Origin of the sequence: Buttiauxella selenatireducens, from assembly GCF_031432975.1 — a bacterium.
GTDB lineage: Bacteria > Pseudomonadota > Gammaproteobacteria > Enterobacterales > Enterobacteriaceae > Buttiauxella > Buttiauxella selenatireducens.
Genome location: NZ_CP133838.1, coordinates 3,829,355 through 3,852,418, shown reverse-complemented (window position 1 = coordinate 3,852,418; position 23,064 = coordinate 3,829,355). Strand labels below are relative to the sequence as shown.

The 23,064-nt window shown below is 50.2% G+C and carries 21 protein-coding genes and 6 tRNA genes; 4 read left to right on the top strand and 23 right to left on the bottom strand.

From position 1 onward, the window contains the following. Nucleotides 1–12: 12 nt before the first annotated feature. The 3 genes from rlmH to RHD99_RS17740 form a co-directional block, all read right to left on the bottom strand. On the bottom strand, nt 13–483 hold the full coding sequence (rlmH, locus tag RHD99_RS17750) for a 23S rRNA (pseudouridine(1915)-N(3))-methyltransferase RlmH (protein WP_034456714.1): 471 nt from the start codon (nt 481–483) through the stop codon (nt 13–15). Nucleotides 484–486: 3 nt separating this feature from the next. Beyond that, complete coding sequence (rsfS, locus tag RHD99_RS17745; RefSeq protein WP_183271136.1) at nt 487–804, bottom strand: ribosome silencing factor; 318 nt, start codon at nt 802–804, stop codon at nt 487–489. Nucleotides 805–1,057: 253 nt separating this feature from the next. Further along, nucleotides 1,058–1,669 carry an adenosylcobalamin/alpha-ribazole phosphatase gene (locus RHD99_RS17740; protein ID WP_309875610.1) on the bottom strand — a complete coding sequence of 204 codons (612 nt, stop codon included), beginning with the start codon at nt 1,667–1,669 and terminating at the stop codon, nt 1,058–1,060. Nucleotides 1,670–1,760: 91 nt separating this feature from the next. On the opposite strand from RHD99_RS17740, the gene cobD reads away from it, so the two are divergent. Further along, complete coding sequence (gene cobD / locus RHD99_RS17735; protein ID WP_309875608.1) at nt 1,761–2,855, top strand: threonine-phosphate decarboxylase CobD; 1,095 nt, start codon at nt 1,761–1,763, stop codon at nt 2,853–2,855. Here cobD and nadD read toward each other — a convergent pair. The 4 genes from nadD to leuS are packed head-to-tail and all read right to left on the bottom strand — an operon-like array spanning nt 2,827 to nt 7,715. Further along, nucleotides 2,827–3,480: a nicotinate-nucleotide adenylyltransferase gene (nadD, locus tag RHD99_RS17730; RefSeq protein ID WP_309875606.1), complete on the bottom strand. Its 654-nt coding sequence runs from the start codon at nt 3,478–3,480 to the stop codon at nt 2,827–2,829. The two genes, cobD and nadD, sit on opposite strands and share 29 nt — an antisense overlap. Then, on the bottom strand, nt 3,473–4,504 hold the full coding sequence (holA, locus tag RHD99_RS17725) for a DNA polymerase III subunit delta (RefSeq protein ID WP_309875604.1): 1,032 nt from the start codon (nt 4,502–4,504) through the stop codon (nt 3,473–3,475). The genes nadD and holA overlap by 8 nt, the downstream gene beginning before the upstream one ends. Beyond that, on the bottom strand, nt 4,501–5,118 hold the full coding sequence (gene lptE, locus RHD99_RS17720; RefSeq protein WP_309875603.1) for an LPS assembly lipoprotein LptE: 618 nt from the start codon (nt 5,116–5,118) through the stop codon (nt 4,501–4,503). Before lptE ends, holA begins: the two co-directional genes overlap by 4 nt. 14 nt (nt 5,119–5,132) lie before the next feature. Continuing rightward, complete coding sequence (gene leuS, locus RHD99_RS17715) at nt 5,133–7,715, bottom strand: leucine--tRNA ligase (RefSeq protein WP_309875602.1); 2,583 nt, start codon at nt 7,713–7,715, stop codon at nt 5,133–5,135. A 254-nt stretch (nt 7,716–7,969) separates the two neighbouring features. Between leuS and RHD99_RS17710 the strand changes: the two genes are divergently transcribed. After that, nucleotides 7,970–8,452, top strand: coding sequence for a zinc ribbon-containing protein (locus RHD99_RS17710; protein ID WP_183271129.1), 483 nt, complete (start codon nt 7,970–7,972; stop codon nt 8,450–8,452). Between the two features lie 27 nt (nt 8,453–8,479). Beyond that, nucleotides 8,480–9,529, top strand: coding sequence for a TRAP transporter substrate-binding protein DctP (gene dctP / locus RHD99_RS17705; protein WP_309875599.1), 1,050 nt, complete (start codon nt 8,480–8,482; stop codon nt 9,527–9,529). 56 nt (nt 9,530–9,585) lie between these two features. Here dctP and RHD99_RS17700 read toward each other — a convergent pair whose 3' ends face one another. The 9 genes from RHD99_RS17700 to miaB all read right to left on the bottom strand — a co-directional run bounded on the left by RHD99_RS17700 (nt 9,586) and on the right by miaB (nt 18,969). Further along, a complete protein-coding gene (locus tag RHD99_RS17700) occupies nt 9,586–10,311 on the bottom strand; it encodes an amino acid ABC transporter ATP-binding protein (protein WP_183271128.1) in 726 nt (241 codons plus the stop codon). Next, nucleotides 10,311–10,985 (bottom strand): glutamate/aspartate ABC transporter permease GltK, encoded by a 675-nt coding sequence (gene gltK / locus RHD99_RS17695; protein ID WP_183271434.1) that lies wholly within the window; start codon nt 10,983–10,985, stop codon nt 10,311–10,313. Before gltK ends, RHD99_RS17700 begins: the two co-directional genes overlap by 1 nt. Then, a complete protein-coding gene (locus RHD99_RS17690) occupies nt 10,985–11,725 on the bottom strand; it encodes an amino acid ABC transporter permease (RefSeq protein ID WP_309875597.1) in 741 nt (246 codons plus the stop codon). The genes gltK and RHD99_RS17690 overlap by 1 nt, the downstream gene beginning before the upstream one ends. A 202-nt stretch (nt 11,726–11,927) precedes the next feature. Continuing rightward, nucleotides 11,928–12,839 (bottom strand): amino acid ABC transporter substrate-binding protein, encoded by a 912-nt coding sequence (locus tag RHD99_RS17685; RefSeq protein ID WP_309875596.1) that lies wholly within the window; start codon nt 12,837–12,839, stop codon nt 11,928–11,930. Between the two features lie 365 nt (nt 12,840–13,204). Continuing rightward, complete coding sequence (gene lnt, locus RHD99_RS17680; protein WP_309875594.1) at nt 13,205–14,746, bottom strand: apolipoprotein N-acyltransferase; 1,542 nt, start codon at nt 14,744–14,746, stop codon at nt 13,205–13,207. Nucleotides 14,747–14,753: 7 nt separating this feature from the next. Then, nucleotides 14,754–15,632, bottom strand: a complete 879-nt coding sequence (corC, locus tag RHD99_RS17675) for a CNNM family magnesium/cobalt transport protein CorC (protein WP_064548673.1) — start codon at nt 15,630–15,632, stop codon at nt 14,754–14,756. A 99-nt stretch (nt 15,633–15,731) separates the two neighbouring features. Further along, nucleotides 15,732–16,199: an rRNA maturation RNase YbeY gene (gene ybeY, locus RHD99_RS17670; protein ID WP_309875592.1), complete on the bottom strand. Its 468-nt coding sequence runs from the start codon at nt 16,197–16,199 to the stop codon at nt 15,732–15,734. After that, entirely contained in the window at nt 16,196–17,257 is a 1,062-nt protein-coding gene (locus RHD99_RS17665) for a PhoH family protein (RefSeq protein WP_270139782.1), read from the bottom strand. The genes ybeY and RHD99_RS17665 overlap by 4 nt, the downstream gene beginning before the upstream one ends. A gap of 284 nt (nt 17,258–17,541) precedes the next feature. Then, nucleotides 17,542–18,969, bottom strand: a complete 1,428-nt coding sequence (gene miaB / locus RHD99_RS17660; protein ID WP_309875588.1) for a tRNA (N6-isopentenyl adenosine(37)-C2)-methylthiotransferase MiaB — start codon at nt 18,967–18,969, stop codon at nt 17,542–17,544. A gap of 135 nt (nt 18,970–19,104) precedes the next feature. On the opposite strand from miaB, the gene ubiF reads away from it, so the two are divergent. Beyond that, nucleotides 19,105–20,280, top strand: a complete 1,176-nt coding sequence (gene ubiF, locus RHD99_RS17655) for a 3-demethoxyubiquinol 3-hydroxylase (protein ID WP_309875586.1) — start codon at nt 19,105–19,107, stop codon at nt 20,278–20,280. Nucleotides 20,281–20,379: 99 nt separating this feature from the next. On the opposite strand, the gene RHD99_RS17650 is transcribed toward ubiF, so the two are convergent. The 7 genes from RHD99_RS17650 to asnB form a co-directional block, all read right to left on the bottom strand. Beyond that, nucleotides 20,380–20,454, bottom strand: a tRNA-Gln gene (locus RHD99_RS17650). Nucleotides 20,455–20,460: 6 nt separating this feature from the next. Then, nucleotides 20,461–20,537: transfer RNA gene (locus RHD99_RS17645), tRNA-Met, on the bottom strand. 24 nt (nt 20,538–20,561) lie between these two features. Beyond that, nucleotides 20,562–20,636 (bottom strand) — tRNA-Gln (locus RHD99_RS17640). Between the two features lie 55 nt (nt 20,637–20,691). Continuing rightward, nucleotides 20,692–20,766 (bottom strand) — tRNA-Gln (locus tag RHD99_RS17635). A gap of 22 nt (nt 20,767–20,788) precedes the next feature. Next, nucleotides 20,789–20,873, bottom strand: a tRNA-Leu gene (locus RHD99_RS17630). A gap of 17 nt (nt 20,874–20,890) precedes the next feature. Beyond that, nucleotides 20,891–20,967, bottom strand: a tRNA-Met gene (locus RHD99_RS17625). Between the two features lie 251 nt (nt 20,968–21,218). Then, nucleotides 21,219–22,883, bottom strand: a complete 1,665-nt coding sequence (asnB, locus tag RHD99_RS17620; RefSeq protein ID WP_309875584.1) for an asparagine synthase B — start codon at nt 22,881–22,883, stop codon at nt 21,219–21,221. Between the last annotated feature and the right edge of the window lie 181 nt (nt 22,884–23,064).

The following is a 23,064-nucleotide window of genomic DNA, read 5'->3' as shown; positions in this document are numbered from 1 at the left end:
ACCCGACGATATCTACTCACGGTGATAAGGATGGTTGGTCGTAATGCTCCACGCGCGGTACAGACTTTCAGCCACCAACACCCGCACCAAAGGATGCGGCATTGTCAAATTGGAGAGCGACCAGCTTTGCTCTGCGGCGGCTTTGCACGCAGGGGCCAGACCTTCCGGGCCGCCAATCAGCAAGCTGACATCTCGACCATCCTGTTTCCAGCGTTCAAGTTGCACGGCAAGGTGCGGGGTATCCCATGGTTGCCCTGGGATATCCAACGTGACAATTCGGTTGCCCTTGCCGGCCGCTGCCAACATCATTTCGCCTTCTTTTTCGAGAATGCGTTTGATATCGGCATTTTTACTGCGTTTTCCCGCAGGGATTTCTACCAGTTCAAATGGCATATCCTTTGGGAAACGACGCAGGTACTCGGTAAAGCCGGTTTGTACCCAGTCAGGCATTTTGGTGCCAACTGCGACTAATTGCAGCTTCACGTATTAACCCCAGAGCTTTTCCAGTTCGTACAACTGACGGCTTTCTTCTTGCATCACATGGACGATAACTTCGCCGAGATCAACAACGACCCAGTCAGTTGCGTTAATGCCTTTCACACCCAGCGCATCAAAACCGGCTTTGCGGGATGATTCTACGACGTGTTCTGCGATAGACATAACGTGGCGGTTAGAAGTGCCGGTACAGATAATCATGCAATCAGTGATGCTTGATTTACCCTGAACATCCAAAGCAACGATGTCCTGGCCTTTGAGGTCGTCAATTTTATCGACGATGAAATTCTGAAATTCTTTACCCTGCAAGTGTTCCCCCTGGGAAAAGTAGAGTGTGTTCGAAATAGCCCGCATTTAACCCAATGGATGGGGCAGTCTTACTGACAAGTCAGCAATGCGGCACTCAAAGCGGGGTATCATCCCACCGAGTAGCCTGGTTTGCATCGCCATTTTTGTAAAACTATTTTGGAAAGTCATGCTTGCGGGCAGGAAATTATGGCAGCGGAGCATAACAGCCTGGACTGTAGTGTCAATGGTTGACGATAACTGTAACGCATTCAACTTATGATACAGGGTGATAAATAGCTCGATTATTAAGGGTTCTAAGCGTGGTGAAGCCATCGTGAATTTCAACGCAGCTCCATGCACCTTGCTCTATCACAAAATGCCACAGCGAGGCTGGAGGCATGTTGAGTAGGGTAGCAATCAGCAAACTCAGTACCCCCTGATGGCTAACAATCAGAAGATTCTCTTCTTTGGGTTGTGAAGAGAGCGATGCAGCAAATTCACTGACCCGTTTAGCGAACCGCTGGAAACCTTCGCCATTCTTTGGCACTACATTTTGCCAGTCTTCGCACCAGGCGGCATAGTTTTTGGCATCAACACGCTGTAAATCGCGGTGGTGACACATCTCCCAGTCGCCAAAATTCATCTCATTAAGGCGCGGTTCGGTAATCACCGGGACACGGCGTTGCTGAAGGATCAGCTGCATTGTGTGCTGCGCGCGCCCCAACTCGCTGCAAAGCACTTTTTCAAATTCAACATGATTTAGTAAATTGCCAACGGCTTGTGCCTGGATGATACCCTGTTCGGTGAGCGGAGTTTCGGAAATGCCGCTGTACAGTCCGTCTACATTTGCCTGGGATTGCCCATGGCGAACTAACCATAATTTCATCCGTTCCTCACAAAAACGTTAGCTGTGGCAGGCATTAGCATAAGTGTATCATTGCGCTTCATGTTACGAAGTCTGTTTTGTTGGGGGAAGTATGGCGTTTAGCAGCCAGCACGGTGGCAATATCATTGAAGCGGCAGCGGTGATGGGTGTCGATGCAAGTTCGCTAATCGATTTTAGTGCGAATATAAATCCGCTCGGCATGCCTGATTCATTAAAGCGTGCGATCGTTGAGAACCTGGCACTGGCAGAACGCTACCCCGACGTTGAATACAGCGCTTTGCACCAGTCGTTGGCCAGTCATCATCAAGTCCCGCAAGAATGGGTGCTTGCAGGCAACGGCGAAACAGAGCTGATATTTAATCTGGTACAGCATCTTGCACCTCGTCGGGCTTTGTTATTAACGCCTGGCTTTGCTGAATATCGTCGTGCATTAACGCGAGCCGGCTGTGAAATCACCGATTTTCATCTTTCTGAAGAAAATGACTGGCAACCTGATGAGTCATTTCTTCAGGCATTAACGCCCGAGCTTGATTGTCTGTTTTTGTGCACTCCGAACAACCCCACCGGGCTAATGTTGGACAACGGATTGCTGCTGGCCATTGCCCAACGCTGCTGCGAAAACGGTATTTCCTTAATAGTGGATGAAGCTTTTCTCGACTTTATGCCGGAAGAGGCTGGCTTAATTCCGGATTTATTACGCTTCCCGAAACTCTATGTTTTGCGATCGCTCACCAAGTTTTTTGCTATTGCCGGGCTGCGACTGGGTTATATGGTGAGTGCGGATACGGAAATGGTAAACCGAATTCGGCAGCAGAGAGAACCCTGGACGATTAACGCATTCGCTGCTCTGGCCGGAGAAGTTATCCTAAACGACCATAAGTATATTGAGGCAAGCTACCGCTGGCTGAGTGCCGAACAACCTCGCCTGTTTAATGGCTTAAACGCATTGCCTGGGATTAAAGTATGGCGGCCACGGGCCAACTATATTTTCATGCGCTGTGATATTCCCGGTTTCGAGCTGCAACGATTGCTGCTGGAAGAGAATATTTTGATTCGCCATTGCGCCAATTATCCGGGGCTCGATGCGCGGTATTATCGGGTGGCAATCAAAAGCCCGGCGGATAACGACAAATTACTGGATGCGTTGCGGCGAGTGATTAGCAATAAAGGTGGTGCTGGCGTATAAATTCAGCCACGGCAGGGGGGAGCAGGTCATCACAGGGCAGATGCTGCTCTAAGCGCTGGCGAATGTTGGTTGCCGAAATGTCATACATCGGCGTTTGTGCCAGGTAGATTTTACCCGCAGGCCGCGCATGAAGCTGCTCAACGGACGACGTCAGGTGTGCATCAAGCCATTGTTGTTCCGCAGGCGTGTTCATCGTCAATGAGTAACCTGGGCGCTGGCAAACCAGCAGATGGCATAAGGTCAGCAGCGTTTCCCAGCGATGCCAGCGTTGCAAATTCAGCAAAGAATCCTGGCCAATAATAAATGCCAACGGCTGCGTCGCTCCGATTTCTGCACGCAATTGCTCCAGCGTTTCAACGGTGTACGACGGGGTTTCACGTTGCAGTTCCCGGTCATCCAGATGAAACAGCGGCTTTTCGGCGATGGCGAGTTCAACCATGGCTTTGCGTTGCTGGCTGTTCGCCAATGGCTGCTGGCGGTGCGGGGGGACGTTATTCGGCATGATGGTGACTTGTTGCAATGCCACCTGTTTTGCCAATGCTTCGACCGGTTTTAAATGCCCGTAATGAATGGGATCGAAGGTCCCGCCATACAAGGCCGTTAAACGTGATGCGCTGTTAGCCATGCGTGAAAATTTCCGGCAGGGCTTTATGACACAGCAGCAGGGACAGCCCTTCCAGATCAGCCCACACCGATTGTCCATAATCTTGCTTTAGCGTCAGTTCGATTTGGCTCAGCAAACGAACTGCCTGATAAAGCTGATCGGCAGATAAACGATTAAGCGCCTCAGTCACCAGTGCGCGGCGATTTTGCCACACGCGTTGCTGGTCAAACAAAGTGCGCAGCGGTGTAGTTTCTGACTGGCGTTTGAGGTTTACCAGTTGCAGTAACTCGCGTTGCAGCGTGCGCAGTAAAATTACCGGTTCGCTGGCTTCCAGCCTTAACTGCTGAAGGATATGCAGTGCGCGTTTACTTTTGCCCGCCAAAATCGCATCAACCCAGTGGAAAGGGGTGAAGTGTGCCGCATCGTTTACCGCTTGCTCGACCCTGGGAAGCGTAAGCTTGCCATCAGGCCATATAAGAGATAAACGTTCCAGCGCTTGCGACAGCGCCAACAGGTTACCTTCGTAGCAATAACACAGCAGTTGATTAGCCGCGTCATCAAGCGTCAGGTTCATCTGTTTCGCGCGTTGTGATACCCAGCGTGGCAATTGAGCCTGTTCAGGGGTCTGGCAGGTCACAAGGACGCTACGATCGGCCAGCTTACCCAGCCATGCGGCATTCTCCTGCGCTTTTGTGAATTTGTTACCGCGCACCAACAGCAGAATATCGTCGTGTAACAGAGACACCAGCGTTTCGAACTGTGCATTAATCGCAGCGTTCGGACCGTTTTCAGGTAACAACAAAAGAAGAGTCTGGCGGCTGGCGAACAGGCTTAGCGCCTGACAAATTGAGAACAGATCTTGCCAGTCAGTGCTGGCGTCAATCTGGACGGTATGATGTTCTTCAAAGCCCTGAGTGCTCGCCATCTGGCGAATCGAATCCTGGCTTTCCTGAAGCAAGAGCGGATCGTTTCCGAGTAGCAGATACGCCGCGCGCAGCCCTTCATTGAGCTGCGCGCGGAGTTGTTCAGGGTACAACCGAATCATTGGCTACCAGACGCAGCCGAAAGCGTGGTCGACGTACGGCTTGTTGATGTGGCTTGAGTCGAAGTCGTGCCAGTCACCGGTTTCTCGGCTTCTTGAGTCTCTTTAACTTCAGCAGCATGCACCGTCATCAACTTACGAATAAGTTGTTGGGCGGCAGCCGTGTACATCTCTTTGATCAGCAACTCTTGCTCGGCGTCTTTTGCCAATGCCGTCAGAGGGTTATCAAAGAATGATTTATACACTTTGACACTGATCGGGTAGATGTCTTCACCCGGAATCAACACTTGTGCTGATACCGTCATGACCATTTGATACTCCGCAGTACGCCCATCCTGGAAGATGGATGCGGTATCCTGGCCCATTGCACTACCCAACAAGCGAAGGGACGGAATGTCCTTGCGAACACCCGTACCGGTATCCTCAACAAGCGTGACGCCGTTAAGGCGCAGCTGTGAGCGAACTTCACGCGCCAATGGGCCATTTGGATCACTCGAGTTCAGGATCATGGTTTTCATTTGATCCGGAACCTGCGCAGTGCCATGCAGGCGAAAACCACACCCGGCGGTGACAAGCACCGCCAAAGTAACTAACAAGCTGACAAAGGGATGTCGCACGGTTCCTCCTGCGCTTAGCCCACAACCAGGTTGAGCAGTTTGCCCGGAACGTAAATCACTTTACGTACGGTCACACCCTCAAGATATTTCGCAACCAGATGTTCCTGACCTGCGCGTTCTTGCACTTGTTCTTGCGTCGCATCAGCTGGAACAGTGATTTTGCCACGAACTTTACCGTTCACCTGTACCACTACCAGCAGCGAGTCTTCGACCATTGCCGATTCATCAGCCTGTGGCCATGGTGCGTTGTCGATATCGCCTTCACCGCCCAGAGACTGCCACATATCGAAGCAGGCGTGCGGGGTAAACGGATAAAGCATACGTACAACAGCTAACAGCGCTTCGTTCAGCAGAGCGCGGTCTTGATCGCTTTCCTGCGGTGCTTTCGCCAGTTTGTTCATCAATTCCATGATGGCAGCGATAGCGGTGTTAAAGGTCTGACGACGACCAATATCATCGGTCACTTTCGCGATGGTTTTATGAACATCACGGCGTAATGATTTTTGATCTTCGTTCAGCGCGGCAACATCCAGCGCCGGTGCTGCACCACGGCTGGTGTGCTCGTAAGCCAGTCTCCAGACACGTTTCAGGAAGCGGTTTGCCCCTTCAACGCCTGATTCCTGCCATTCCAGCGTCATGTCTGCAGGAGAAGCGAACATCATAAACAAGCGAACGGTATCTGCACCGTAGCGTTCAACCATCACTTGCGGGTCGATGCCGTTGTTTTTCGACTTCGACATTTTGCTCATGCCAGCATAGACCAGTTCATTGCCCTGTGCGTCAGAGGCTTTGATAATACGGCCTTTCTCGTCACGTTCTACAATCGCTTCAGCTGGGGAAACCCAGTTACGCTCACCGTTAACACCGGTGTAATAGAACGCATCTGCCAGAACCATACCCTGACACAGCAGCTGTTTGGCAGGCTCGTTAGACGTCACCATGCCCGCATCGCGCATCAGTTTGTGGAAGAAGCGGAAGTAGAGCAGGTGCATGATGGCGTGTTCGATACCACCAATGTAAATATCAACTGGCAGCCAGTAGTTAGCCGCTTTGGAATCCAGCATTCCTTTGTCGTACTGCGGACAGGTGTAGCGCGCGTAGTACCAGGAAGATTCCATGAAGGTGTCGAAAGTATCAGTTTCACGCAGCGCAGGCATGCCATCAACGGTGGTTTTTGCCCACTCAGGATCAGCTTTAATTGGGCTGGTGATACCGTCCATAACGACATCTTCTGGCAGGATAACCGGCAGTTGGTCTTCCGGGGTTGGCATCACCGTGCCGTCTTCCAGAGTGACCATCGGAATTGGTGCGCCCCAGTAACGCTGACGGGAAACACCCCAGTCGCGCAGACGGTAGTTAACTTTGCGCTCACCCACGCCTTTTGCTGCGAGTTTATCCGCAATAGCGTTAAAGCCGTTCTGGAAGTCCAGCCCGTCGAACTCGCCAGAGTTAAACAACACGCCTTTTTCTGTCATGGCAGATGCAGACAGGTCTGGCTCGCTGCCGTCAGCGTTCAGAATGACCGGTTTGATTTGCAGACCGTACTTGGTGGCAAATTCCCAGTCGCGCTGGTCGTGGCCAGGAACAGCCATCACCGCACCGGTGCCATATTCCATCAGTACAAAGTTTGCGACCCAAACTGGCACGCTTTCGCCCGTCAGTGGGTGAATCGCGTTAACGCCTGTAGCAACGCCTTTCTTCTCCATCGTCGCCATTTCAGCTTCGGCAACTTTGGTGTTGCGACATTCATCAACGAAGGCAGCCAGTTCAGGGTTATTCACTGCGGCTTGTTGCGCGATTGGGTGACCTGCGGCAACGGCCAGATAAGTCACACCCATGAAGGTGTCAGGGCGAGTGGTGTAAACCGTCAGTTTCTCGGCGCTGTTTTCAACGTCGAAAGTAATCTCAACGCCTTCAGAGCGGCCAATCCAGTTACGCTGCATGGTTTTGACCTGATCCGGCCAATGATCCAGCGTATCCAGATCGTTTAACAGTTCGTCAGCGTAAGCGGTGATTTTGATAAACCACTGAGGGATCTCTTTACGCTCAACTTTGGAATCACAACGCCAGCAGCAACCGTCGATTACCTGCTCGTTTGCCAGAACAGTCTGGTCGTTCGGGCACCAGTTAACTGCGGAGGTTTTTTTGTAAACCAGGCCTTTGTTATACAGCTGAGTGAAGAATTGCTGTTCCCAACGGTAATATTCCGGGGTACAGGTCGCCAGCTCGCGGCTCCAGTCATAGCCAAAGCCCAGCGTTTTGAGCTGGTTCTTCATGTAGTTGATATTGTCGTAAGTCCACGGTGCCGGGGCGGTGTTATTTTTTACCGCAGCCCCTTCAGCGGGCAGACCGAACGCATCCCAGCCGATTGGCTGAAGAACGTTTTTGCCCAGCATGCGCTGGTAACGCGCGATAACGTCACCAATGGTGTAGTTACGTACGTGGCCCATGTGTAGTCGGCCAGAAGGATAGGGTAGCATCGAGAGGCAGTAATACTTCTCTTTGCCTTCGTCTTCGGTTACTTCAAAAGTACGCTTCTCTTGCCAGTGAAGCTGTACGTTGGATTCTATCTCTTCCGGGCGATATTGCTCTTGCATGGCAGCCAGTGGTCCTGTGATGAAAGACAGCTACAGGTTGTAGCTTTTAACGTATTAGGTTTCAGATCCGCATAGCATAGCCGATAAGAGTGCTGCAAAACAGCCTTTCAACAGCTGCCATGTCCATTTCTCATTTGCAGTTATTTACGCTGCATGTGTGCAAACTAACAAAGTGGTAGCGGATTAAGGTCTACTATTAGAGCAGGTTACATGAGCTAAGAATGCAGGAAACTCTTCATGGAGGCAGGCAGACGATGAACAAGGTTGCTCAATTTTACCGTGAACTGGTGGCCTCACTCACCGAGCGATTACGTAACGGTGAGCGTGATATTGATGAACTGGTCGCCAGTGCGCGCAAAAGCATGAACGAAACCGGGGAGCTGACGCGTACTGAAGTTGATGAAGTGACGCGCGCAGTCCGCCGTGATCTGGAAGAGTTTGCGCGTAGCTACAACGAAAGCCAGAACGAATTTACTGACAGCGTTTTTATGCGCGTCATTAAGGAAAGTCTCTGGCAGGAACTGGCGGATATCACTGACAAAACTCAACTTGAGTGGCGTGAAGTCTTTCAGGACCTGAATCATCACGGCGTGTATCACAGCGGGGAAGTAGTGGGGCTTGGGAATCTGGTCTGTGAGAACTGCCATTTCCACCTGGCGATTTATACCCCGGATGTGCTGCCTGTTTGCCCGAAATGTGGGCATAACCAATTTAGTCGTCGGCCATTTGAGCCATAATTCCCACCATAAAGCGAAGGAACCGCAATGCAGTCAGGCAAGATGTTAGCTATCGCTCTGTCCGCGCTGCTGATACCGACCACGGTATCAGCAGCCCAAATCCTGAAATATTCCGATCATGAACCGCTGGGCGGGATGCGCACTCGCTTCATTAAGGATGTTTTCTTTGCTGAAATTGAGAAGGAATCGCAGGGTCGCCTGAAAATAGAAGAACACTGGGATAGTGAACTGGCACGCAGCTACGATGCTCTGGGGGCGGTGAAAGAGGGCAAAGTGGCTGATATAGCGACCGTTGTGCCTGAATACACGCCGAAAGAGTTCCCCCTACAGCAGATTTTCAAAAGTTTCCCTACAGGGCCGACCGGGGATCAACAAGTCGAGTTTTTCCGCAAAGCCTACGCCACTATCCCTGAGTTCCAGGCTGAATTAACGAAACAAAATGTCGTTAACATCTTCCTGGCAACCGGTTATCCCGTTGCGTTCTTCAGTACCAAACCTTTGAATCATCTTGATGATATCAAAGGGACTCAATGGCGTTCAGCCAGCTTCTGGCATCAGGACTTCTTAAAAAACAGCGGGGCAATTCCTGTTTCAATGCCATGGGGTGACGCAATTTATGATGCTCTTAAAGCAGGGCGTCTGGATGGGTTAATGGTCAATGTGGATAGTGGCTATCAACTCAACGTCCATAAAACGGCCCCTAATATCCTTATCTCAAAAGATCTGTGGCTGGGGCATGTTTACCCGCTGGTGATGAATAAAAACACGTGGGACAAGCTGGCCGAAGAAGATAAACAGGCAATCCAACGCGCGGCGGCAAAAGCTTACCAAAGTTTAGGTTCGGTGATGGATAGTGGCTATGACGCGATGATCAAAGATTTGCGTAACAACGGTGCGAATGTCCGCGAGCTTACCTCTAATGAAGTCGCTCAGTGGGAAAACACGACGCACTATCAGCAAGTACAGGAAAAATGGCTCAAGGAACAAGAGAGTCAGGGCGTGAAAGACGTTCGTCCGACGATGCAAAAAGTCACCGTGTTGTTAAAGGATACGTTGTTGAAGGAAACAATGAAGTAAAGTAATACCCCGCGTAATCACCTTCAAGGCAAGTGATTACGCGGTTTCTCGTATGATTAATGCAGGATTTTTGCCAGGAAGTCTTTCGCGCGTTCCGATTGCGGATTATTGAAGAAGTCCTCTTTGTTTGAGTCTTCGACAATTTTCCCTTCATCCATAAAGATGACGCGGTTCGCCACTTTGCGAGCAAAGCCCATTTCGTGCGTGACCACCATCATGGTCATCCCTTCATTTGCCAGCTCGACCATAACGTCCAGTACTTCGTTGATCATCTCGGGATCAAGTGCTGAGGTCGGTTCGTCAAACAGCATCGCTACCGGATCCATACACAACGCGCGCGCGATCGCCACACGTTGCTGCTGGCCGCCGGAAAGCTGGGCTGGGAATTTATCGGCATGAGCCGTCAGCCCCACGCGCTCAAGCAATTTAAGCCCTTTTTTACGCGACTCTTCTTTATTGCGTTTGAGCACTTTCACTTGCGCCAGCGTCAGGTTTTCAATAATCGACAGATGCGGGAAAAGCTCAAAGTGTTGGAACACCATACCGACGTGCGAGCGCAATTCAGCCAGATTGGTTTTTTTGCTATTCACTTGCGTGCCATTAACAACAATTTCGCCTTTTTGCACAGGCTCCAGGCCGTTTACGGTTTTAATCAGCGTCGATTTTCCGGAGCCGGATGGGCCGCATACCACGACCACTTCGCCTTTCTTCACTTCTGTTGAGCAGTCGGCGAGCACCTGAAAGTGACCATACCATTTAGAAACATTTTTCAGGGAAATCATTACACTGTCCTTTTCTTCAAGTATGTGACCAACAGCGAGGCGCTAAGACTGATTACGAAATAAACCAGACCGGCAAACAGAATCATCTCAACCTGGGTTCCATCACGTTCGCCAATGGTTGTCGCGGTACGGAAGAAGTCAGCCAGGCTCAAAACATACACCAGCGAAGTATCTTGGAATAATACGATGCCCTGCGTTAACAGCAGCGGCACCATGGCGCGGAAGGCCTGCGGCAGGATAATTAGTTTCATTGATTGCCAGTGCGTCATCCCGAGCGCCAGTGCGGCATTGGACTGCCCGCGTGAAATGCTCTGAATACCGGCGCGAATAATCTCGGAATAGTAGGCGGCTTCAAACATTGAGAACGCGACCATCGCTGAAATCAGGCGGATGTCCGTCTGCGGTGAAAGCCCCAACACTTTTTGCAAGAAACCCGGGACCACCAGGTAAAACCACAGCAGCACCATGACCAGCGGAATTGAACGGAAAACGTTGACGTAGGCGCTCGCAAACCAGGCAATCGGCTTGATTGGCGATAGACGCATAACGGCGAGCAAGGTTCCCCACACAATACCGATTATCACTGCAGTAACTGTAATTTTCAGGGTGATAATCAACCCCTGGATCAGATAAGGCATGGCGGGAAGAATCGAAGTCCAGTCAAAATCGTACATCATTTACCTCCCATGTTGCCAGGCAGGCGAATTTTACGTTCGACCACATACATCACCAGCATAATCACGGCGTTAATCAGCACATAAGCGAGCGTGATGGCCGTGAAGGATTCGTAGGCATGAGCAGAATAGTCCAGCAGTTTACCTGCCTGGGCTGCCATATCGACCAGACCAATGGTTGACGCGATGGCCGAGTTCTTCACCAGGTTCATCATCTCAGATGTCATTGGCGGCACAATCACGCGATAGGCGTTTGGCAGCAGGACATAACGATAGGCTTGTGGGAGCGTCAGCCCCATCGCCAGTGCGGCGTTTTTCTGTCCACGCGGTAGCGATTGAATAGCGGCACGAACCTGCTCACAGACTCGCGCGGCGGTAAACAGGCCGAGGCAAATCATCGACGACAGGAAGAACTGTATATTCGGGTCAAGCTCGGATTTAAACCACATGCCGAGGTTCTCAGGCAGTAATTCCGGCACCACTAAATACCAGGTAAAAAACTGCACGATAAGAGGCACATTACGGAATAGTTCGACATATAGCGTGCCCATGCTCGACAGCCATTTATTAGGAACCGTACGCAAAATGCCGAACAATGAGCCGACAAGGAAGGCGATTATCCATGCGCAGATCGACAGGGCGACGGTGACCTGGAAGCCATTCCAAATCCAGCCCAGATAGGTTGTGTTGCCGAACGGGGCGGGCTGTAGAAATATTCCCCAGTTCCAGTCAATAGACATAACATACTCCAGGAAAAAAATGAGGGTAGCAGTAGCGCTACCCTCGAAGATTGATGAGAAGCTTGTACCCGGATTTCAGGTCGTTGCCTGAGATTTATGGGGTACTTTCACGCCGGATGGGGAACGGCCATCCAACGCATAGTCTGTCCGAGCTTCAGTTCGTCAATCGGGAGGGCTGGGTCATCCCGGCCCTTGGTTCTAATTAGTTTAGTGCTTTATCATTCGGTTCTTTGAACAGGGCTTTCATGTCGTCAGACAAAGCGAAGTTCATATTGATATTTTTCGGTGGAATTGGGTTCATGAACCACTTATCAAACCACTTAGCGGCAACACCTGACGTTTGCACCTGAGCGATGGTGTCATCCATCAACTTCTTAAAGTCAGGGTCGTCTTTACGCAACATACAGCCGTACGCTTCACGTGATTGCGGAGTGCCAACGATTTCCCAGTTATCCTGTTTCTTCGCTTTAGCACGTTCACCGGCCAGCAGAGCATCATCCATCATAAAGGCGACAGCACGACCGCTTTCCAGGGTGCGGAAAGAGTCACCGTGGTCTTTGGCGCTGATAATGCGCATATCCATCTTCTTCTCTTCATTCAGCTTGTTAAGCAGTACTTCAGAAGTGGTGCCAGAGGTCACAACGACCGCTTTACCTTTCAGGTCAGCAAAGTCTTTAATTTCGCCACCTTTCTTAGTCAGCAAACGCGTACCCACCACGAAGATGGTGTCGGAGAATGACGCTTGTTTTTGGCGTTCCAGGTTGTTGGTAGTTGAACCACACTCAAAATCGAAAGTGCCGTTTTGCAGCAATGGAATACGGTTCTGAGAGGTAATAGGGATCAATTTAACCTGAAGGTCAGGTTTATTGAGTTTCTTCTTCACTGCTTCAACGATGGCGTTGGAATAAGCCTGTGAATAACCCACAACTTTTTGTTCGTTATCGTAGTAAGAGAATGGGACGGAGGATTCACGGTGACCGACAACAATAACGCCATTAGCGGCAATCTTATCAAGAGTACTTTGCTGAGCCGCAGGTTTTGCATCTTCAGCGTGCGCGATACCCGCACCTAAACCCATAACCAACAAAGCCGAGGCCAGTTTACATAATTGCATTACCAACTCCTTTTATTAATGCCACAGGGCATTGATACCTGATGTGAGTGTTGTTTTGTTATTGTGTGCAACTGAATAAGCTCAATTCTTCGTCTTTTGTTAACATTTAACCTAGCTTAATGTAAAGATTTTGCTAAGAAGATGTTTATTTTTGCGAACCATGCCGCACCGTTTAAAGGCAAAAAAACCTGTTTGCACTACTTTGGTGCTTGCGGTGTCATTATTTGGTGCAACTCAATGCATCGTGCTGCCCATAGGGATTAGCTTCAGCATTTTGTTTGTTTCTAATGAGTAAATGTTTGCAAAGGTTGTGCCAGAAATAAAAAAGGCCAGCAATCGCTGGCCTTTTTTATGATGATGCAGAATCAGGATTTGTGGCGACTACGCAGTGCCAGCAGAACAGACGCGAAACCAAAGACCAGCGTGACAAACCACAGTGGCCAATGACCGAAACGGGCGTAAGGCGTGATACCACTTGTTGGCGTGACCTTCGCTTCCAGCACCTCGCGAGTAAACTGCGGGATCATCGCATCGACGTCGCCATCAGCATTAATCACGGCAGTAATGCCATTATTGGTGCTACGCAGCAGTGGACGACCTAGCTCAAGCGAACGCATTCGTGCCATCTGGAAGTGCTGCCACGGGCCAATCGACTTACCGAACCACGCATCGTTTGAAATAGTCAGCAAGAAGTCGGTATCCGGGCGGAAGTTATCGCGCACCTGTTCGCCAAGAATAATTTCATAGCAAATTGCCGCGGTCAGTTTGATGCCGTTGGCTTCTAACTGTGGCTGTACATACGGACCACGGCTAAATGACGACATGGGTAAATCAAAGAACGGTGCCAGCGGGCGGAGGATGGACTCCAAAGGCACAAACTCACCAAACGGCACCAGGTGATTCTTGTTGTAACGATCGGTGCTGTTGTAGTTGTACTGATTGCCCTCACCGAGCGTGATAATAGTGTTGTAGGTATCGTAACGGTTTTGCTTATTTAAACGCGCGTCAACAATACCGGTAATCAGCGAGCTGTGCTTAGAGCGCATCAGACCGTCCATCATGGTCAGGAATTGCTGTTGGTTTATCTCAAGGTCAGGGATTGCGGACTCAGGCCAGATAATGAGCTGGGATTTCCCCATCTGCGGCTGAGTTTTATCAAGATAAATCTTCAGCGTATTCAGCAACTGGTTTTCGTCCCATTTCAGGGATTGCGGGATATCGCCCTGGACCATCGCTACATCAACAACGCGTTTGGGTTCTGCCTGGTACCATTGAATTGAACGTAATGGCCATGGCAGAAGCAGCAATGCGGCGGCAATAAACGCGGGACGCCAGTTTCGTTCGTGTAGTGCATACACGACGAGTCCGCTGATAATCATCAGCAAGAAGGTGACACTTTCGACGCCGAGGATCGGGGCAATACCTTTGAGTGGACCATCAATCTGGCTATAACCAAACTGTAACCACGGGAAGCCCGTTAATACCCAACCGCGCAAAAACTCAGTGAGTTGCCACAACATTGGTGCTGCAATGGCTACTCGCCACCAGGTGGTTTTCGGGCATAGTTTGCTGAGGAAGCCACCAAACAAACCGGTATACAAAGATAAATAAGCGGCAAGTAACACCACCAAAAAGACATTCACCGGGCCTGGCATACCGCCAAACTGCGCGATGCTGACATATACCCAGTTTATGCCTGAGCCAAATAGCCCCAGTCCCCAGAAGAAACCAATCCAGGCGCTCTGAATAGGGCGTCGATTCAGTGTCAGTCCCTGAAGCCCTGCCAGTGAAATAATCGCGGCAGGCCAAAAATCGTAGGGGGAGAAAGCCAGCGTTCCGCAGGCACCAAAAAGCAGCGCCAGCAGCAAGCGTACGCGCTGGCGTTGAAGGAGTAAGGCTATAGCCATCTTTGAATTAATCTTCCAGTTTCGGTTGTGGCGAGTCGTCCGGAATTCTGACATGAACCTGAATAACACGGCGGCTATCTGCCATCGCGACTTTAAACTGATAACCATCAATTTCTATGGTTTCGCCACGGGCAGGTAAGTGGCCAAAGGCCTGCATGACTAATCCACCAATGGTATCCACTTCGTCATCATTGAAATGGGTAGCAAAAGTGTCGTTGAAATCTTCGATTGAGGCCAAAGCACGAACCGTCCAGGTATGGCGGCTTAGCTGGCGGAAATCGCTGTCTTCCTCGTCGTCGTATTCATCTTCAATTTCCCCAACAATCAGTTCGAGAATATCTTCGATGGTGACAAGTCCGGAGACGCCGCCAAACTCATCAATCACAATCGCCATGTGGTAGCGCTGCTGACGAAACTCTTTGAGCATGCGGTCAACACGCTTACTTTCTGGCACAACAACTGCCTGACGTAACACTTTTTCCATGCTAAATGGCTCGGTATCGCTGCGCATAAACGGCAGCAGATCCTTAGCCATCAGAATCCCTTCGATATGATCTTTGTCTTCACTGATCACCGGGAAGCGGGAGTGCGCAGATTCGATGATTACATCGAGGCATTCGTCCAGCGTCTGGTTGTGTTTGAGCGTTACCATTTGAGAACGAGGGATCATGATGTCGCGAACGCGTTGGTCAGCGATATCCATAACGCCTTCGAGCATGTCGCGGGTATCCTGATCGATCAGATCATTTTGCTCAGAATCACGGATAAGTGTCAGCAGATCATCACGGTTTTTAGGTTCACCGTGGAATAGCTGGTTGAGAATCAGGGAAAAGAATCCCTTCTTACTGGCAGGCGTGTCACTGTTTTGTGAGTTGTCGTCGCTCATGGCGTTTGGTTTATGGCCTCATGTTCGTTACTGATAAACAGGCAGTTTAGTGAAACGCTGCCTGTATGTCTTTGCTCTGTAGGTTAATCCCTACAGAGACTATTCTTTCTCGGCAATGTACGGATCAGCATACCCAAGAGCAAGCATTATCTCTGTTTCCAGGGATTCCATCTCTTCGGCTTCTTCATCCTCAATATGATCATAGCCAAGCAGATGTAGACTGCCGTGGATAACCATATGTGCCCAATGAGCATCCAGCGGTTTTTGCTGTTCTTTTGCTTCTTTCTCCACGACCTGACGACAAATAATCAGGTCCCCTAATAATGGGAGTTCAATGCCTGGAGGGGCTTCAAACGGGAACGAAAGCACATTGGTGGATTTATCTTTCCCACGGTAAGTGAGATTCAGATCGTGGCTTTCAGCGTCGTCCACCAGGCGAATCGTCACTTCTGACTCTTCCTGAAACTGTGGGATGACCGCATCAAGCCAGGCCTGAAATTGTACTTCCGTTGGTAAGCCGCTTGCGTCTTCACATGCGACCTGTAAATCCAGTATAACCTGACTCATTTACTCTCCTGAGCGGCGGCATTAATCGCCATCGCTTCTCGCTTGCGCTCTGCTGCGAGTTCATCTTTACGAACCTGTTCTGCGTTTTCCCACGCTTCATAGGCATTCACAATGCGAGCCACAACCGGGTGGCGTACGACGTCTTCGCTATTAAGGAAGTTAAAGCTGATTTCATCGACCTCTGCCAGCACTTCAATCGCGTGGCGCAGGCCAGATTTTAGATTTTTCGGTAAGTCGATTTGGGTGACGTCGCCGGTAATCACGGCTTTGGAATTGAAGCCAATACGCGTCAGGAACATCTTCATCTGTTCGATGGTGGTGTTCTGGCTTTCATCCAGAATGATGAAAGCATCATTGAGAGTACGGCCACGCATGTACGCGAGCGGAGCGACCTCAATCACATTACGTTCCATCAGTTTTTCTACGCGCTCAAAGCCGAGCATCTCAAACAACGCGTCATACAACGGGCGTAAATAAGGATCGACTTTTTGGCTTAAATCACCAGGCAGGAAGCCCAGTTTTTCACCGGCTTCCACCGCCGGGCGGGTTAGCAAAATGCGGCGAATATCCTGACGTTCCAGCGCATCAACGGCGGCGGCAACCGCAAGATAGGTTTTACCCGTACCCGCAGGGCCAACGCCAAAAGTGATGTCATGGTCGAGAATATTGGCAATATATTGCGCCTGGTTTGGTGTGCGCGGCTTGATAACGCCACGTTTAGTTTTGATGTTTACCGCTTTACCGTACTCTGGAACGCTTTCCGCAGACTGCTCCAGTACACGGATCTCTTTTATGGCAAGGTGGATTTGTTCAGGTGAAATATCCTGAATTTCGCCACGCATCGGCGCGGTATCCACGTACAGATTGCGCAGAATATCTGCAGCGGCATTCACTAAAATCGGGCGGCCCGTGAGCTTGAAGTGATAATCGCGACGGTTGATCTCGATACCCAGCCGACGTTCAAGCTGCTTGATGTTGTCATCAAATGGGCCACACAGGCTTAGCAGACGCGCATTGTCTGCGGGTTCTAGCGTAATTTCACGTGTTTCGATGTTCAAACTTATCCTCGGGGTCACTCTGGGCCAGTTGAAGGAATTGCTGCATTAACGCAGGCCATAAAAAAGATTATTTACGGCGAGGGCAGATGGTGCAAGCCTGGTTTTTGATATTTGGGTGGCTGATTCAGAATGCAAGTGCAAACAATGAAAATGCCCGAGCTGCTTCAAAATGCAGGGTTGTTGGCTGCTCTCATTCACCCGAATCACTTACTTGAGTAAGCTCATCGGGATTCGTTCGATTGCCGCCTACCTGCATCTCGAAGCCGCTCGGGCATTGGGTGGAATTATGGCTGATAAATTCCGACGCCGATTTCGTTTTCTTTACGGGTACGGGCAATGACAGATTCTGGAGACTGTGCAATACGCAGCCCCATCTCATCTTCAGTGCGGACGACCTTACCGCGCAGTGAGTTGTTCGTTGCAACTTCCGTAATTTCGACATCCACAAACTTACCGACCATATCCGGGGTGCCTTCAAAATTGACCCCACGGTTGTGTTCGGAACGCCCGGTTAGCTCCATTACGTTTCTGCGCGAGGTGCCTTCCACTAAAACGCGTTGAATGGTGCCGACCATCTTGCGGCTGTACTCCATCGCCTGTTGGTTGATGCGGTCTTGCAGAATATACAGACGCTGCAATTTCTCTGATTCTGGTACATCGTCAACCATATCGGCGGCAGGCGTGCCAGGGCGTGCTGAGAACACAAAGCTGTAACTGACGTCAAAGTTAACATCAGCAATCACTTTCATGGTTTGCTCAAAATCCTGCTGGGTTTCACCAGGGAAGCCAACGATAAAATCAGAACTGATCTGAATATCAGGGCGTACCGCACGTAGCTTGCGAATAATCGATTTATATTCCAGCGCGGTATGAGTACGGCCCATCAGGTTCAGTACGCGGTCGGAACCGCACTGAATAGGCAGATGCAGGAAGCTCACAAGCTCTGGCGTATCACGGTAAACTTCAATGATATCGTCAGTAAATTCAATTGGATGGCTGGTGGTGAAGCGAATGCGGTCAATACCGTCAATCGCTGCAACCAGTCGCAGCAATTCAGCAAATGAACAAATACCGCCATCGAAAGAAGGACCACGATAAGCATTAACGTTCTGGCCGAGCAAGTTAACTTCGCGTACACCTTGTGCAGCGAGCTGGGCGATTTCGAATAGCACGTCGTCGGCTGGGCGGTTCACTTCTTCACCACGGGTATAAGGCACCACGCAGTAAGTACAATACTTGTTGCAGCCTTCCATAATAGAAACGAAGGCTGTCGGGCCATCTGCTTTCGGCTCTGGCAGACGGTCAAACTTTTCGATTTCCGGGAAACTGACGTCGACTATCGGGCTTCGATTACCACGAACTTTGTTGATCATTTCGGGCAAGCGGTGCAGAGTCTGCGGCCCGAAAACGATATCAACATAATGCGCTCGGCTACGAATCAACTTTCCTTCCTGGGAAGCCACACAACCGCCGACACCGATAATGATATCGGGATTTTTTCGCTTTAAGAGTTTCCAGCGGCCCAGCAGATGGAAAACTTTTTCCTGGGCTTTTTCACGTATGGAGCAGGTATTAAGCAGCAATACATCCGCTTCTTTTGGATTATCTGTGAGGGTATAGCCATGCGTGCTGTTCAGCAGATCGGCCATCTTCGATGAATCGTATTCGTTCATCTGACAGCCCCAGGTTTTTATATGGAGTTTTTTTGTCATCGACTTGCCATTGCTCAGTTAAAGCCAGGAATTCAGGCCGCGTATTGTAATGCTTTGGCCTTGATGTGACCAGCCTACGAAACCTGCGTAAAAATCCGGTAGAATCAGGATAGACAATTTAAGGACAAAATCATCATGTTGAACCAGACAATAGATGTTGCGGTAGTCGGCGGAGGGATGGTCGGAGCGGCAGCCGCTCTGGGTCTTGCGCAAAATGGTTTTCAGGTGGCGGTGATTGAACATCAGGCTCCTGCTGCTTTTGATGCCACAAGCCAACCCGATGTGCGTATCTCGGCCATCAGCAGTGCGTCAGTGGGCCTGCTGAAATCTCTCGGCGTGTGGCAGGCGGTTCGGTCAATGCGCTGCCATGCTTATCGCCAACTTGAAACCTGGGAGTGGGAAAGCGCACACGTTAGCTTTAATGCGCACGAGCTCGGATTGCCAGAGCTGGGTTATATGGTTGAAAACCAGGTTTTGCAGCTTGCGCTTTGGCAGGCGCTAGAGGCCCATCCAAACGTTACGCTGATGTGCCCCGCGCAATTGACAAGTCTGCACAGTGAAGCAGGGCAGTGGAGATTACAATTTGCTGAACAGCAGAGCTTAACTGTGCCGATGGTGATTGGTGCAGATGGTGCAAATTCGCAGATTCGGCGTTGGGCAGGAATAGGCATTCATGCGTGGCAATATCGCCAGTCCTGTATGTTAATCACAGTGAAGTGTGAATCTTCACCCGGCGACAGCACCTGGCAGCATTTTACGCCTGCTGGTCCGCATGCATTTTTACCGTTATTCGATAATTGGGCTTCACTGGTCTGGTATGACTCTCCTGCACGGATTCGCCAGCTACAGAATATGTCGATGCCACAGTTACAAAAAGCGCTGGAAGCCAGTTTCCCTGAACGTTTAGGTAAAGTGATGCCCGTTGCCAGCGGTGCATTTCCTCTGACTCGTCGGCATGCGTTGCATTACACGCAGCAAGGTTTAGCGCTGATTGGCGATGCAGCTCATACTATTCATCCGTTAGCCGGGCAGGGCGTGAATCTCGGTTATCGCGATGTGGAAGCGCTGTTGGATGTAATGATTAACGCGCGCAGCTACGGTGAGAACTGGGCAGATGCGAGAGTACTGAAACGCTACCAGACACGGAGACAGGCGGATAACTTCCTGATGCAGAGTGGTATGGACCTGTTCTATACGGGGTTCAGCAATAACTTAGGGCCGCTGCGAGTGATCCGTAACTTAGGGTTAATGGCGGCTGAGCGCGGTGGCGTGCTTAAACGTCAGGCGCTGAAGTATGCATTAGGTTTATGATTGAGTGAGATATCGAGGAGCGGGTAACCGCTCTTTTTTTGCCTGATGTTTACCAGAAGCAGAAAAGCAAAAAGCTCGCCGAAGCGAGCTTTTCTTTTTTGGCTGGGGTACGAGGATTCGAACCTCGGAATGCTGGTATCAGAAACCAGAGCCTTACCGCTTGGCGATACCCCAAAAATATGGTGGCTACTACGGGAATCGAACCTGTGACCCCATCATTATGAGTGATGTGCTCTAACCAGCTGAGCTAAGTAGCCAAATTGTAAAACTATTTTTTCGACTGGCTGGGGTACCTGGATTCGAACCAGGGAATGCCGGTATCAAAAACCGGTGCCTTACCGCTTGGCGATACCCCAACTGAGGGCGCACAAAACTAACGTGCTATGTCGAAAACTGCTATGTCAAAAAAATTGGCTGGGGTACCTGGATTCGAACCAGGGAATGCCGGTATCAAAAACCGGTGCCTTACCGCTTGGCGATACCCCATCCGTGCAACGTTATAAGGAAATGGTGCGGGAGGCGAGACTTGAACTCGCACACCTTGCGGCGCCAGAACCTAAATCTGGTGCGTCTACCAATTTCGCCACTCCCGCGCTAAAAAAAAGAATAATGGTGGCTACTACGGGAATCGAACCTGTGACCCCATCATTATGAGTGATGTGCTCTAACCAGCTGAGCTAAGTAGCCTTCTTTTTTTTCGCGTCACCTTATCGGCGTTGCGGGGCGCATTATGCGTAGTTGGACTTCTAGCGTCAACAAATTTTTTCCCGAAAAGTGGCTGAAATTGTCTGTTTGACCAGCTTCCGAACAGCTTGGTGCAATATTCGTCAATTATCGGTTATTTCGTAGTTTTATTTAGTGAAAAACCCCGAACAGGGGTGAGGAATAATATAGAAATAAAAACGGGCCCGCAGGCCCGTGTGGTTAAAATTGTTCACTTATTTATAAGCAGACTGGTGTACACCGACGGCACGACCTGATGGATCATTCATGGTTTTGAACGCTTCATCCCATTCAATGGCCTTAGCAGAAGAACAAGCAACGGACGGGCCACCTGGAACACACTGCGCAGCGCTTGGCAGCGGGAACAACTCTTCGAAGATCTCGCGATACAAATAGGCTTCTTTAGAGCCTGGCGTGTTGTAAGGGAAACGATAGCTAGCCGTTTCCAGCTGTTGATCGGTCACCTGGCCCGCAGCCACTTCTTTCAGGGTGTCAATCCAGCTGTAACCTACACCATCAGAGAATTGCTCTTTCTGACGCCATGCAACGCTTGCTGGCAGATAGGATTCAAAACATTCACGCAGGATATGTTTTTCCATCTTACCGTTGCCGCACATTTTGTCTTTCGGGTTGATACGCATTGCCACATCCAGGAATTTTTTGTCCAGGAACGGCACGCGAGCTTCAACGCCCCAGGCAGACATCGCTTTGTTCGCACGGGCACAGTCAAACATATGCAGCGCTTGCAGCTTACGAACTGTCTCTTCATGCAGTTCTTTGTCGTTTGGCGCTTTATGGAAGTACAGGTAGCCGCCAAACACTTCATCGGAACCTTCACCAGACAGCACCATTTTGATGCCCATTGCTTTGATTTTGCGTGACATCAAATACATCGGAGTGGAGGCGCGAATGGTCGTCACATCGTAGGTTTCAATGTGATAGATAACATCGCGAATCGCATCCAGGCCTTCTTGCACCGTGAAATGAATTTCGTGGTGAACTGTACCCAGGTGGTTTGCTACTTCTTGTGCCGCTTTCAGGTCAGGGGAACCGACCAGACCGACCGCAAAGGAGTGCAACTGTGGCCACCAGGCTTCAGAACGCTCTTCATCTTCTACACGACGAGCAGCAAATTTCTTGGTGATAGCAGAAATAACGGATGAATCCAGACCACCAGACAGCAACACGCCGTACGGCACGTCAGACATCAGATGGCTTTTCACGGAATCTTCCAGCGCCTGACGCAATTCATTCTTGTCGGTAACGTTATCTTTTACTGCATCGTATTCGAACCAGTCACGCTGGTAATAGCTGCGGATTTCACCGTCTTTGCTCCACAGGTAGCTGCCTGCAGGGAACTCTTTAATGGTGCGGCAGACCGGAACCAGGGCTTTCATTTCAGATGCAACATACATGTTGCCGTGCTCGTCATAACCCATATACAACGGGATGATGCCGATATGATCACGGCCAATCAGGTATGCATCCTGCGCTTCGTCATACAGAATGAAGGCGAACATGCCTTGCAGATCGTCGAGGAACTCCGGGCCTTTCTCTTCATACAGCGCGAGGATCACTTCACAGTCTGAGCCTGTCTGGAATTCGTAACGGTCACCGTATTCTGCGCGCAGAGCCTGGTGGTTGTAGATTTCACCGTTCACAGCTAATGCGTGAGTTTTTGCTTTGTTGTATAGCGGCTGAGCGCCGGCATTAACGTCAACTATAGAGAGACGTTCGTGAACAAGTATGGCTTTTTCGTTAGCATAAACACCTGACCAGTCAGGGCCGCGGTGGCGCATCAGGCGAGATAACTCGAGCGCTTTTTTACGCAATTCGACCGCATCGGTCTTGATATCCAGAACACCAAAAATTGAACACATAGAACTCTCTCCGTAATGCTTCTTTGAGCCATTAAACTGTTATGTTGCGTTGCATGATTATGAAAATGCGCAATCATTGACGGGAATGCAAGTCCTTTAGTCTTTCAGGGGTAAATAGTTCAATGACGATTGTTGATTACTGAAAAATGATGAGGAAATGAGCGTGATAATTAGCGGATCG

Bases quoted from the DNA above. Each gene is read 5' to 3' on its own strand.
- dctP (WP_309875599.1), top strand. From the start codon at position 8,480: ATGCAGTCAGGCAAGATGTTAGCTATCGCTCTGTCCGCGCTGCTGATA.
- nadD (WP_309875606.1), bottom strand. From the start codon at position 3,480: ATGGCTAACAGCGCATCACGTTTAACGGCCTTGTATGGCGGGACCTTC.
- ybeY (WP_309875592.1), bottom strand. From the start codon at position 16,199: ATGAGTCAGGTTATACTGGATTTACAGGTCGCATGTGAAGACGCAAGC.
- corC (WP_064548673.1), bottom strand. From the start codon at position 15,632: ATGAGCGACGACAACTCACAAAACAGTGACACGCCTGCCAGTAAGAAG.
- RHD99_RS17700 (WP_183271128.1), bottom strand. From the start codon at position 10,311: ATGATTTCCCTGAAAAATGTTTCTAAATGGTATGGTCACTTTCAGGTG.
- RHD99_RS17685 (WP_309875596.1), bottom strand. From the start codon at position 12,839: ATGCAATTATGTAAACTGGCCTCGGCTTTGTTGGTTATGGGTTTAGGT.
- RHD99_RS17740 (WP_309875610.1), bottom strand. From the start codon at position 1,669: ATGAAATTATGGTTAGTTCGCCATGGGCAATCCCAGGCAAATGTAGAC.
- ubiF (WP_309875586.1), top strand. From the start codon at position 19,105: ATGTTGAACCAGACAATAGATGTTGCGGTAGTCGGCGGAGGGATGGTC.
- asnB (WP_309875584.1), bottom strand. From the start codon at position 22,883: ATGTGTTCAATTTTTGGTGTTCTGGATATCAAGACCGATGCGGTCGAA.
- miaB (WP_309875588.1), bottom strand. From the start codon at position 18,969: ATGACAAAAAAACTCCATATAAAAACCTGGGGCTGTCAGATGAACGAA.
- lnt (WP_309875594.1), bottom strand. From the start codon at position 14,746: ATGGCTATAGCCTTACTCCTTCAACGCCAGCGCGTACGCTTGCTGCTG.
- leuS (WP_309875602.1), bottom strand. From the start codon at position 7,715: ATGCAAGAGCAATATCGCCCGGAAGAGATAGAATCCAACGTACAGCTT.
- gltK (WP_183271434.1), bottom strand. From the start codon at position 10,985: ATGTACGATTTTGACTGGACTTCGATTCTTCCCGCCATGCCTTATCTG.
- RHD99_RS17710 (WP_183271129.1), top strand. From the start codon at position 7,970: ATGAACAAGGTTGCTCAATTTTACCGTGAACTGGTGGCCTCACTCACC.
- holA (WP_309875604.1), bottom strand. From the start codon at position 4,504: ATGATTCGGTTGTACCCTGAACAACTCCGCGCGCAGCTCAATGAAGGG.
- RHD99_RS17690 (WP_309875597.1), bottom strand. From the start codon at position 11,725: ATGTCTATTGACTGGAACTGGGGAATATTTCTACAGCCCGCCCCGTTC.
- cobD (WP_309875608.1), top strand. From the start codon at position 1,761: ATGGCGTTTAGCAGCCAGCACGGTGGCAATATCATTGAAGCGGCAGCG.